Origin of the sequence: Veillonella sp. VA142, assembly GCF_003992135.1 — a bacterium.
Lineage (GTDB): Bacteria > Bacillota > Negativicutes > Veillonellales > Veillonellaceae > F0422.
Window position 1 is genome coordinate 111,314 of record NZ_RQVN01000005.1, and the last position, 12,028, is coordinate 123,341.

13 protein-coding genes and 2 riboswitches are annotated in these 12,028 nt (G+C 39.0%); of the genes, 4 read left to right on the forward strand and 9 right to left on the reverse strand.

What is annotated here, in order from left to right; genetic code table 11:
• Positions 1-12 precede the first annotated feature (12 nt).
• Together thiE and thiD are read right to left on the reverse strand one after the other, a co-directional pair.
• Positions 13-684: a thiamine phosphate synthase gene (thiE, locus tag EO117_RS03715; protein WP_206168586.1), complete on the reverse strand. Its 672-nt coding sequence runs from the start codon at positions 682-684 to the stop codon at positions 13-15.
• Between the two features lie 106 nt (positions 685-790).
• Complete coding sequence (gene thiD, locus EO117_RS03720; RefSeq protein ID WP_126939159.1) at positions 791-1,597, reverse strand: bifunctional hydroxymethylpyrimidine kinase/phosphomethylpyrimidine kinase; 807 nt, start codon at positions 1,595-1,597, stop codon at positions 791-793.
• A gap of 67 nt (positions 1,598-1,664) precedes the next feature.
• A riboswitch (TPP riboswitch) is annotated at positions 1,665-1,761 on the reverse strand.
• A gap of 180 nt (positions 1,762-1,941) precedes the next feature.
• Positions 1,942-2,049: riboswitch (TPP riboswitch) on the forward strand.
• Positions 2,050-2,192: 143 nt separating this feature from the next.
• On the opposite strand from thiD, the gene cytX reads away from it, so the two are divergent.
• The 3 genes from cytX (at position 2,193) to EO117_RS03735 (ending at position 4,007) form a co-directional block, all read left to right on the forward strand.
• Positions 2,193-3,374, forward strand: coding sequence for a putative hydroxymethylpyrimidine transporter CytX (gene cytX / locus EO117_RS03725; RefSeq protein ID WP_126939160.1), 1,182 nt, complete (start codon positions 2,193-2,195; stop codon positions 3,372-3,374).
• 80 nt (positions 3,375-3,454) lie between these two features.
• Positions 3,455-3,727, forward strand: coding sequence for a type II toxin-antitoxin system RelB/DinJ family antitoxin (locus tag EO117_RS03730; protein ID WP_126939161.1), 273 nt, complete (start codon positions 3,455-3,457; stop codon positions 3,725-3,727).
• A gap of 1 nt (position 3,728) precedes the next feature.
• Positions 3,729-4,007 carry a type II toxin-antitoxin system YafQ family toxin gene (locus EO117_RS03735; RefSeq protein WP_126939162.1) on the forward strand — a complete coding sequence of 93 codons (279 nt, stop codon included), beginning with the start codon at positions 3,729-3,731 and terminating at the stop codon, positions 4,005-4,007.
• A 135-nt stretch (positions 4,008-4,142) separates the two neighbouring features.
• Here EO117_RS03735 and EO117_RS03740 read toward each other — a convergent pair whose 3' ends face one another.
• The 7 genes from EO117_RS03740 to EO117_RS03770 are packed head-to-tail and all read right to left on the reverse strand — an operon-like array spanning position 4,143 to position 11,501.
• The gene (locus EO117_RS03740) at positions 4,143-4,835 is read right to left on the reverse strand and encodes a DNA repair protein RecO (protein WP_126939163.1); all 693 of its coding nucleotides are present in this window, start codon (positions 4,833-4,835) and stop codon (positions 4,143-4,145) included.
• 23 nt (positions 4,836-4,858) lie between these two features.
• On the reverse strand, positions 4,859-6,151 hold the full coding sequence (locus EO117_RS03745; protein ID WP_126939164.1) for a hemolysin family protein: 1,293 nt from the start codon (positions 6,149-6,151) through the stop codon (positions 4,859-4,861).
• Between the two features lie 59 nt (positions 6,152-6,210).
• Entirely contained in the window at positions 6,211-7,110 is a 900-nt protein-coding gene (era, locus tag EO117_RS03750) for a GTPase Era (RefSeq protein ID WP_126939165.1), read from the reverse strand.
• On the reverse strand, positions 7,103-7,579 hold the full coding sequence (gene ybeY, locus EO117_RS03755) for an rRNA maturation RNase YbeY (RefSeq protein ID WP_126939166.1): 477 nt from the start codon (positions 7,577-7,579) through the stop codon (positions 7,103-7,105). Before ybeY ends, era begins: the two co-directional genes overlap by 8 nt.
• Positions 7,576-8,547, reverse strand: a complete 972-nt coding sequence (locus tag EO117_RS03760) for a PhoH family protein (RefSeq protein WP_126939167.1) — start codon at positions 8,545-8,547, stop codon at positions 7,576-7,578. Before EO117_RS03760 ends, ybeY begins: the two co-directional genes overlap by 4 nt.
• 10 nt (positions 8,548-8,557) lie before the next feature.
• Positions 8,558-9,520, reverse strand: a complete 963-nt coding sequence (locus EO117_RS03765) for a TIGR01212 family radical SAM protein (protein WP_126939168.1) — start codon at positions 9,518-9,520, stop codon at positions 8,558-8,560.
• 16 nt (positions 9,521-9,536) lie between these two features.
• The gene (locus EO117_RS03770) at positions 9,537-11,501 is read right to left on the reverse strand and encodes a B12-binding domain-containing radical SAM protein (protein WP_240632572.1); all 1,965 of its coding nucleotides are present in this window, start codon (positions 11,499-11,501) and stop codon (positions 9,537-9,539) included.
• A gap of 198 nt (positions 11,502-11,699) precedes the next feature.
• Between EO117_RS03770 and EO117_RS03775 the strand changes: the two genes are divergently transcribed.
• The coding region (locus EO117_RS03775; protein ID WP_164727483.1) for a transposase family protein at positions 11,700-12,028 on the forward strand (329 nt) is incomplete at its 3' end.

The following is a 12,028-nucleotide window of genomic DNA, read 5'->3' on the forward strand; positions in this document are numbered from 1 at the left end:
GATAATACAGCTCTATTTTTCCAAGAACATCTTACACCATTCCATGTTCTCTATCCACATAGCAGTTTCATATTCAATGTCTTCCATTTCTGTGATAGCTGAAATGACGGCAATGCCATCCACTGGTTCTGCTAAGACATCATCAAAGTTATCTCGATTAATGCCACCAATAGCCACCATAGGAATTGTTGGATTATGAGCTCGTAAAGCTAAAATTAATTCTGGGCCACGCACAGCTTTGGCATCTTTTTTTGTACTTGTTTCATACATAGGACCTACACCGATATAATCCACATAGTCCAACTTTGTATTCTCTAACTCTTCTACAGAGTTAATGGATGTACCCACTAGAGCCTTCGGCAATCGTTTGCGTACCTCTTCAATGTCCATATCGTCTTGCCCTACATGGACTCCATCGGCACCAATTCGTTCGGCTAATTCTACATCATCATTGATGATGAAAGGAACACTATATTCTTTACAGATGTGTTGCAACTCTCGTGCCAACTGTTCTTTATCTGACCCTACAAGAGCACCTTCTCCTTTTTCACGAAGTTGAAAGCAAGTAATACCACCTTTGCAAGCTTCTATTAAAGTTTTATAAATATCCTTTGTGTTCGGTGTTCCACAAATGAAGTACAACCCCATCATGGATCGCACTGTATCTATATCGTGATGTTTCAAAATAATCCTCGTTTCATATATAACAACAAAAACAGATTACTTATAGTATAACACGACACCAAAAAGATTAGATATGACTTGCATCATACCTATATAACGGCGTAGATTATTCAGAATACTCATCCCCATAGGCCATATGATTCACCGGTCCATTGCCTTTGCCTAAACCAGGATTATGCAAGATTGCTAAACGAATATATTCTTTACCAATCGTAATAGCATCTTCTAAAGATTTCCCTTTTGCCAATTCTGCTGTGATGACCGCAGAGAATGTACAACCTGTGCCATGAGTATGAAGTGTGTCATATTTAGGGCTTGTCCAAGAGCGATGCATGGACATTGTATCTTTCATAAACAAGTAATCTGTAGCCTCAGATCCTATGTGACCGCCTTTGATGATCACTGCTTGAGGTCCTAATTCTTGTAACATACGAATCCCCGCTGTATGTAGAGCTTCTACCGTATCAATTTTCATCTCTGCTAACACTTCAGCCTCACTACGATTCGGTGTAATCAAGGTTGCTTTCGGAATCAGTTTACTTTGTAATGCTTTCACAGCCTCATCAGAAATTAAACGATCCCCACTGGTAGCGATCATCACTGGATCTAATACATAGGGTACTTTGGGATCAATATAAGTACCGATGAGTTCCATCATTTCTGCGGTGGCTAACATACCCGTTTTAACAGCTTCCGGCACAATATCTGTATACACCGATTGTAACTGTGCTTCAATCATAGATACATCCATATGCGCAATGTCTGTGACGCCTCGTGTATTTTGTGCCACTACGGATGTAATCACCGCCATACCGTATACATGACGACTTTGAAAGCTTTTCAAGTCCGCCATCACCCCTGCACCACCTGTTGGATCTGTTCCTGCAATCGTTAATGCTTTATGTAATTTCATAGGTATCTCCTTTACTAGTAACAAAAAAAGAACCAATCCTTTGGACGGTTCTTGTACAATGTCTAGTATTCGATGCCATCCACTTTCCTACGCCAGCATTATCTGGTTCAGGTCTAGGGTTTCGATACTCATCAATCTCAGCATAAGCACCCCTAGTGGTTCTTATATTAGTTTAGTTATAACATGAAATATACTACAATGCAATACAATAAATTACGTCTAAGCTGCTTTCACTAGAAGATATTTCCTCTCAATATTGATATTCACACATCCTATGTATTTCATATAATATATTACATTCACCTATACATTCCTATTGACGTAGTATCATTCAATTCGTATAATACATCTGTAAGGGGTGCTCACTGAAGTGGGCTGAGAAGAGGCTATGTGCTACTAACCCATAACCTGATTTGGATAATGCCAACGTAGGGATATATTAGTATATTTTTGTAGTACCTATACAAATACATAAGGACACTTTACCATATGGTTCCTATTTGCAACACTAGGTCTCTTAAGAATATCTATCATCTACAGGCTAATCGTTTCAGATTAGTCTTTTTTGTTCCCACTGGCATGGATAGGAGTATTCATGACTGATTCAAAACTTTCATCATCGCGGTTGTCCCTCATTTGGTTTGGCGCCGCTCTTTCTATTGCGGAAATTATGACGGGCACCTATTTTGCGCCCCTAGGATTTTCCGACGGGCTATTAGCCATCATCATCGGTCACGTCATCGGTTGTTTGTTATTATTTGGTGCAGGACTCATCGGCGCTCGTGAACACATGAGTTCTATGCAAACTGTATCCACTGTCTTTGGCAATGGGGGCATGAAATTATTTTCCATTTTAAACGTTCTTCAACTCATCGGCTGGACTGGCATTATGATTTATGACGGTGCTCTTGGTGCCGTAGAATTGTGGAATCTACCATTCACTGCGTGGACTTTCATCATCGGAGCTCTCATCATTGTATGGCTCTTCATCGGTATTCGTAACATGGGCTACATCAATAGTATTATGGGATACGGTTTAGGTATCCTCTGCATCTATTTATTGATTAGCTTATTACAAGAAAGTTCTATCCACAGCCAAGGCATCATCACTGATGAAATGACTTTCACAGCCGCCTTGGAATTGTCCATCGCTATGCCATTGTCTTGGCTACCACTAATCAGTGATTACACTCGCTTATCCAAGAACCCTGTTGCAGGTACTGCTGCTAGTGCTATTGTATATGGTGTGACGAGTTCCGTTATGTATGTGTTAGGCCTTGCAGCTGCGCTGTATACAAATGAAAGCAATATCGCTAAAATCCTTCTTCATGCGGGGTTAGGTCTTGGTGGATTAATCATTATCGTATTCTCTACTGTAACCACAACTTTCATGGATGCCCTATCTGCTGGTATTTCCTCTGAAAGTTTACAATCTAAATACTCTGGTCGTACCATCGGTATCATCGTTACCATTATCGGGACCATTGGCGCATCCATCTATCCAATGGATAATATTATTCCTTTCTTATATATGATTGGATCTGTCTTTGCTCCAATGATTGCTATTTTATTAACCCATTATTTCTTATTACGCAAATGTCCTCGCCTTGACCATGGTCCTACCCTATACATCATTTGTTGGGCATCCGGTACCGTTATGTACCATCGTTTCCTTGATAGTAACCCATTCTTAGGAGCTAGCTTGTCTACCATCGTAGGCACAGCCTTGGCAACCATTGCAACGGCGTATATCATTAGCAAATTGAGTAAAAGTTAATATCCCCCTGTTATTTTATAACTGCATTTAATTTACATTGTAAACTGAATGTAGTAAAATAAGAAAAAGGAGGTAAGACTATGGCGACAATTCCTACACAAATTCGTATTGATGAACATGTAAAAAAAGAAGCTACTGAACTTTTTGGTTTACTTGGTTTAGATATGTCTAGTGCTATAAATATGTTTTTAAATCAATGCGTACTACGAGGTGGCATTCCATTTTCAATAGAAGTACCAAACTATTCCACTAAAGTATTAGATGCCATGAATGAAGCTAGACAAATATCTAAAAATCCTAATGTAATTGGTTATACTACCTTAGAAGATCTAAAAAAAGCGCTAGAGGCATAATATGTTTACAATCAAGTTTACTACTGCATACAAAAAAAGTTATAAACTTATGAAAAAAAGAGGTCTAAATCTTTCCCTCTTAGATTCAGTGGTGTACATGCTTGCAAATGGAGAAACACTTCCAGCCAAATACCATGATCATGCCCTTAAAGGTAAATTTAAAGGGTTTAGAGAGTGTCATATTCAACCAGATTGGCTACTAATATATATGTTAGAAGATGATATCTTAACTCTTACATTAGTAGATACAGGTACCCATACAGATTTATTAAATATCTAATATTTTATTGTACATTACTTTTAAAAACTACATTTTATCATAAAACTGTACTAGTATTTTATAATAACAAAAACGCGGTCATATGACCGCGTTTTTAGTTATATAATACCTATTGCAAAAATACGTACTATTCTCTTATATCATTGTTTCTAAAAACTCTATGCTATGCAAGGTATATCCTAGGTGATGTTTCAACATAGTTCGCAACAGGATTTCCACCTGTGTCCACTGTTGTGCACTCAACCGCAATGCATTCGTAGGTACCCAGTTATACCGTAATATTCCTTGAATGGCCTCTTGCAGTTCCCGATTCACCACATACTGGCAGGTTTCATAGATTTCATCACAAAGGTTTCTCATAACTTCTGAATCTTCACAATGGTCTCCTTGTGGTACGAATCCCGCAATACTCAGCATATGCCACCCCAATACAATAGAGCCATATCGAATCGAACCCTTTTGAGTGATACTTAAAAATCTGCTCATCGTAGCATACACACCACGATCTAGCTTTCCTTTTTCAAACAAAGCGCTCACCAATTCTCCACTGAATGTAGCATAGGAAATGGTATCTAAACTTTCATAGTTACGAATAGAAATGCCATCGAGTTGGATAATATCGTAAAACTCTCCATTAGGGGCCGCCGTCAAATACAAACGGCTCAAAGGCTGTAGGTAGGCACCTTCCTTATAATTTGCCTTTCGCTTATGGGGGACGGAACAAAGAATAATCCCTTCCGCCTTGGTGAGGAATGCATAGATACTATAATATTTACGTTTTTTACGCCACAATACGATGGCTTCACTAGTAAAAGTGTTAGCTTTCATCCATATATCCTCTCCGAACAGGTTTACTCAGTTTCCTCAACATCAGTTGGTACTGGCACCGCATAGACACGTTCAATACGATATCCTTGCATTTCTGTCACCGTGAAAGTATATCCATCTACGGTGATGACATCACCAACGGCAGGTGTGCGCTCTAAGATACCGAAAATAACACCACCAATAGTATCTTCATCCACATCTCCGAAGGAAATATCTAATAAATCTTCTACCTCATCCACCAACACTTTTCCTGCAAAGTTATAAGTTCCATTTGGATTTTCCACAATTGCCGGCAAATCACGTTCGTGTTCGTCTTGTATATCTCCAACCAATTCTTCTAAAATATCTTCTAAGCCCACTAAGCCTACCATACCACCGTATTCATCTACCACAACAGCCTGATAAATACGACGTGTACGCATATGCTGTAATAGAACAGATAATTTCATCACTTCAGGAATGACAAGAATGTTACGACGAATAGACCGCAAATCTTTACTTGCCTCTTCACTTCGCTCCATAAGGTCCTTAATGTGGACAAGACCAATGATATGATCCTTATCCTCTAGACACAAAGGATATCTTGTGTGGCTTGTAGAAGATACGATATGCATAGTCTCCTCAAAGCTATCTTGGGTATACACGCATACTACATCTTGCCGAGGAATCATAACCTCTTTCGCAATACGGTCCACAAAATCGAATACATTATCGATGAGCTCACCTTCCACATGATCAATTTCACCTTGTTGATGACTACGGCTTACCAAGGCACGGATTTCTTCTTCTGTATGCACTAGGTCGATTTCTGTACGATAGGGTGCTTTGAAAGCTTTCAATACTGTATTACCAATTTGTTCTGCAAGGTATACAAAAGGAATTACAATTTTTCCAGCTAACCTCACAATGGTCACGGTGGTCCCCACGTAGCGTTCTGGGAAAGATAACGCTAAACCTTTTGGAATAATTTCACCAAATATGAGCACTACCACAGCAAATAATGCTAATACAATCCATTCCACCACAATGGTATACATAGGTTCATAGAAACCAAACCGCTGTAATATGACGTCTGTACCATCTTCTAAATATCGTCCCATATAAACAGACAAAACTATGATGAAGAAAAGAATAAAGAAGGTGGACGTATTCATAAACCGTTCAGGTCGTTGATATAATTCACGTAATTCCTCTTTTTTGCTCTCGCTCAATGTATCCATATCTTCCAGATGTTCTTCTCGAAGACGCGCAAAAGAAAATTTGCTAATCATGAATAAACTAATAATTAAAATGCAAAAGATGGCAAATAGAATCATGCCACCCGTGACGGGGGTATCGATACAAATCAGTCCTTTCTAAACGTAATAATTCAACACTAATTACGGTATCCCAATTCAGATAACATACCAGATTTATTGCGCCAATCTTTTTTTACCTTGACCCACAAATCTAGAAATACCTTAGTCGCTAAAAGTCTCTCAATATCGGCACGAGCTTGTTTTCCAATCAATTTTAACATAGCCCCTTGTTTGCCGATAATGATTCCTTTTTGAGAATCTCGCTCTACGTAAATTGTGGCACGTATATAGGTAGTACCGTCATCTCTCGTTTTCATTTCATCCACGTCTACTGCAATGGCATGAGGAATCTCATCATGTGTCTGCAATAGGATTTTTTCACGCACAATATCAGAGATAATCAAACGTTCTGGTTGATCTGTAATCATATCATCTGGGAAGTATTTTGGACCTTCTGGTAAATGTCTTTCCAACAAATTAACCACTTCTTCAATATTATCTTTTTCCTTCGCCGAAATCGGCACTACCGCCTCAAAAGGATAGCTATTTTCATAAGATACAATGGCTTCTAACAAGTCTTGTTTTTCCATCGTATCAATTTTGTTCACAATGAGGAACACTGGTACGTTCACCTTACGCAATTGTTCAATGACGAAGTTATCCCCAGGACCGCGTTTTTCATTTGCTGCTACCACAAACAGAACCGCCTCTACTTCACGCAAAGAATCTACGGCTTGGTCTACCATGAATTCACCCAATTTATGTTTTGGCTTATGAATCCCTGGTGTATCCATAAATACGATTTGCTTCTTTTCATCAGTGTACACACAAACAATACGATTTCGTGTCGTTTGTGCTTTATCAGATACGATAACAATTTTATCATCAATTAATGCATTAATTAAGGTAGACTTCCCTACATTAGGTCGTCCTACAACGGCTACAAAGCCTGATTTAAATCCTTTTCCACTATTCATTATATGGCATATCCTCTCGTACATAACCTAAATTACCAAGCACAAACTCTTCTTCTGTGCGCATTTCTTTTTTATCTTCCTCTGTCATATGGTCATAACCTAAAATATGCAAACAGCTATGAACAGTTAAATAAGCAAGTTCACGAATGAAATCGTGGTTATACTCTTTTGCTTGCTCTGCCGCTCGCTCTAGAGAGATAACAATGTCTCCTAGTAATTGACCTTCTTCCTCGATAGAGGCTTCCTCCCCTTCATTGAGGGCAAAGGATAACACATCTGTAGGCATATCTTTACCACGGTATTCACGATTTAATTCCTGAATTTTTCCGTTGTTACAGAGGAGCACACTATATTCATCTTCCTCGTGCAATCCATACACACGAGCCACTTCATTACAGCACCGTTGAATGACCTCTTCGTAAGTGTTATTTTGTTCCATTCCCTCATCATAGGAAATACTTACAATCATTCTTGTTTCCCTTTCTCTGAAAGTTGATACTCTTCATAGGCTTTCACAATACGACCTACCAAATCATGACGCACTACATCTTGATCCGAGAAATAAATAGACCGAATCCCTTTGATGCGTTGTAACACTTGTTCTGCCTCAATCAAACCTGATGTTATCTTCGGTGGTAAATCAATTTGCGTAGGGTCTCCATTAACCACCATTTTCGATTGATAGCCCAACCGTGTTAAAAACATCTTCATCTGTTCTGGCGTTGTATTCTGTCCTTCATCAAGGATGACAAAGGACCTTTCTAGGGTACGTCCCCGCATATATGCCAAAGGCGCCACCTCAATAGTCCCTTGTAAAAGCATTTTCTGTACACGCTCTACACCGAACATATCATGTAAGGCATCATAAAGAGGCCGCAAATAAGGATCCACCTTTTCTTGTAAATCACCTGGTAAATAGCCAAGTTTTTCTCCCGCCTCTACAGCAGGTCTCGTCAAAATAATACGATCTACTTCACGATTTTTTAGGAAAAATGCACCTAATGCCACTGCCAAATAGGTTTTCCCTGTACCGGCGGGACCAATACCAAAGGTGATAGTATTACGGCGGATACTATCTACATACTGTTTTTGCCCCACTGTTTTAGGAATGATAGGATTCCCCTTGACAGTCACATTAATAGTATCTTCATAAAGCTTAAAAAGAGTCTCTTTTTCGCCTTTCAAAATCATCGTAGTAGCGGTTCGTACATGATGGTCTGTGATCTTAATGTGATTTTTAAATAAATATAACAATACATCAAGGACTTCTATCGCCACTTGTACAGATGTTTCAGAACCTGTCACGTCTATGGTCGTATCTCGATGTAATATATCAACTGTCAATAGTTCTTCTAATACTTTTATGTGAGATCCTTGAGGTCCCACGATAGGTCCTACCATGTCATAAGTAGGTATGGTAAATCTCTGATTAGCCATATGCTCCCTTTCACAGAAATTTTTGAACCGCAGCACCATGTAAGTAATCATAGCCGCTGCCTTGAGAAATATCTTCGTCTTCCATAATTTGATCAATCAAATCTTGTACGCGCCACCAGCCCATAGACCAATTCGTGAAGATTGTATTTTCTTCTGGCGCACGTCCTACTAGTCGTTGTAATACAATCTTAGGGTCTAGGTAACGTAAAAATTCTACCACTCGTCGAGCGTATTCTTCTGCACTGATTAAGGTAAATTCACCAGCCTCATAATCACGTGCCATTTTCGTATTCTTTACTAAGTATAATGCATGAAGCTTCACTTGGTCTACTTGTAAGGCTGACAAAGTTTTCGCTCCTTCAATGACATCGTCCATCGTATCCCAAGGAAGGTTTAGTATCATATGAGCACACACTTCAAATCCATAGCGCTTGATACGTAATACGGCATCGATAAACTCCGCCATCGTATGCCCTCGGTTTACCTTTTGTAGTGTGTGATAGTTCACCGATTGTAAGCCTAATTCTACATAGATATCAATGCCATATTTGTTTTGTATATCTTTTAAAATATCTAAATACGCATCATGTACACAGTCAGGTCGGGTTGCAATGGCAATGCCTACCACATGTTCTAAGCACGCTTCCTCCACATAGTGGCGGAACTTCTCTGGTGGCAAGTAAGTGTTACTAAAATTCTGAAAATACGGTATATATTTATAAGCTTTATATTTTTTCGCAATATGCACCACTGTTTCATCGATTTGCTGTTTCACCGTCATAGAGGCTGGTCGATTTTCATAGCCTGCTCCAATTTCACCGCAGAATGTACATCCACCTACACCTGCTGATCCATCGCGATTGGGGCATGTCAAAGGCAGTGCCACTGGAATTTTATAGGCCTTTTCTCCATATCGTTCTTTGTAAAAAGCAGATATCATACGATACCGCTTTGGTTTTGTCGTATCACTCATATCACACCTCCTCTACCTATTGTAATGGACTCCTAGACAATTCTGGAAAAACACCATGTATATCTGGACGAATAAATGGTTTTGTGTCTCCTTTTACATCGATGATGATAGCATATCTATTATCTGCAATAACATTATTTACTATAACATTATCTGCTATCACAGTATCAGTCATAGCCTCTTCACAAAGCATCTTACTTTGTTTTGTTGCACGCATTTTTTGTGTAAAATACTCCTCAGTGCTATGTATAGAGCTTGCACTAGTAGAATCGTATTCATTATCTTTAGATGGTTCAACTTCTACAGCACCATAGGAATCTCTTGGAATCCCTAAGTATGGCAATGACTCTCCACAGACCTCAATCGTATGATAATCTTGTCGGATTCTCCGCCACTCCACAAAGGAGTAGTTAGGAATGTATTGTCGAACTAAGTCTTCCTCACGCCAGAATATCTCGGCATCTTGCATTTCTTGCTTTCTATCTTTAGATAGACCAAATCGTTCATCCCGTATTTTACCATTAAAAGAAGTCAATACATCGTAGCGCAGTAAATCACAGGCCACTCGGTCTCCTTTCAAGGTAAAGAACTCATAGAGGAAGGCAATTTGATCAGCATCATTTAATTTGCGGTCTTGATTCCCTTTTTCTAACCACAACTTGGTCATTTCTTCAAAATAAGCAAAGGCCGATCCTTCTTGGATTAAGCTTTCACTAATGTATCCAAAGACTGTGCGATACCGTTCACTATTATAGAACCGTTCGAATACATCTTCAAAATGTTTCAGCATGCGCACATCATTATAAGGCAATACATGTGTTTGTAACACTTCGTAAGGTGCTTTCGGATTCGCAATGTACTCGTACTCTGCCATAGAACGCACGCCAGAACCTTTCAATAACTTTAAAAAGCCAATCTGCAACGCATGGGGTTGCAAACTGAATAAATCATTAAAGGACTTCTCGAAAATAGATTTACTTTCATAAGGCAAACCTACAATTAAATCCATATGCACATGAGTACGCCCGGCCTTGATAATCGGAGGGATGACGGACTGAATATGGCCCCAATCATTGCGCCGATGGATGGCCTCCAGTGTCTTAGCATGAGTACTTTGAACACCTACCTCAATCTGTATTTGACCATAACGAGTAGAACTTAGAATATCTACTTCTTTTTCAGTCATTAAAATGGATTCCATTTCCAAGTGAAAGTTCGTCTGTCCCCCATGGTCACGCATCCACTCCATCAATGGAATATGATGATGAGGCGCACAGTTGAAAGTCCGATCCACAAACTTCACCTGTTTTACATTGTGATCTACGAACCAAGCCAACTCTTCGAGTACCCGTTCTTGGGGAAAGAATCGTACAGTGTTTCGATTTCCAGATAAACAATACTGGCAACTAAAGGGACAACCACGAGAAGATTCATAATAGACAATTTTATTCCCTAAGGTAAGCATATCTTCCTCTGTGTACGGAAATGGTATAGTACTTAGGTCCTTCACCTCTACAGCCTCTTCAGACCCTTGAATAGTACCTTGTTCTCTACCTAAGATGCCAGGTATGACAGGATCAACAGCAGATTGACCTATACGGATTGCTTTCACAAAGGAAGTAAAAGCCTCCTCAGCTTCCCCTTGCACAATATAATCGATGTAGGGATGATCTTCTAATAGTTCCCTAGCTGTATAACTCACCTCTGGACCACCTAATATAATTTTCGTGTTAGGACGAACCGCCTTGATCATAGAACACAGATGTAATGTCATATCGATATTCCAGATATAACAAGCAAACCCTATTACATCTGCATCTAAGGTGGTCACATTATTTAGAATATCTAAAATAGGCATATTAATAGTGTATTCCACTATCTCATATGCCTCGTCCTTCGTTCTTCCATAAGCCTGCAAATAGCGCAACGCCAAAGAAGAATGTATATATTTTGAATTCAACGTTGAAATGATAACTTTCATTTGTACCTCACTCATCGAATGAACCTAGTTCATCGGCTATTGTTCTATTATATCATATAATGCGGCTCTATAATAAATGTTGGGGCTACTCATATGAGAGTAGTCACCAACATTTTTTTGTTGCAATAAAATAGACATATACAAACTCATACCGTATCATTAAAAGTAACCACACAATCAAGAAAGGGTGAGTCATATATGTCTATAGTTAATTATACAGAAATTATCTTTAAAATTAAAGAGGAATATATTAAACATACAAGAGTAAATGAGGATGGTTCTGTTCATTTTACACTAGAAATGCCGGTAGCTGAGCAAGTATGTCCTCATTGCGGAGCGGGCACTAGAAAGTCTAAAGGCAAACGCTCTAGAGACGTTAAATTTGGCGCTATGCAGCATCATACAATAACTGCAACCTACTTACAAAGACGTTACAAATGTCAGGAATGCAATCATACTTTCATAGAAAAGAACCCTTTTGTTAGTCGTTATTTGCGATTAAGTAAATCTAATTTGGAATATCTATT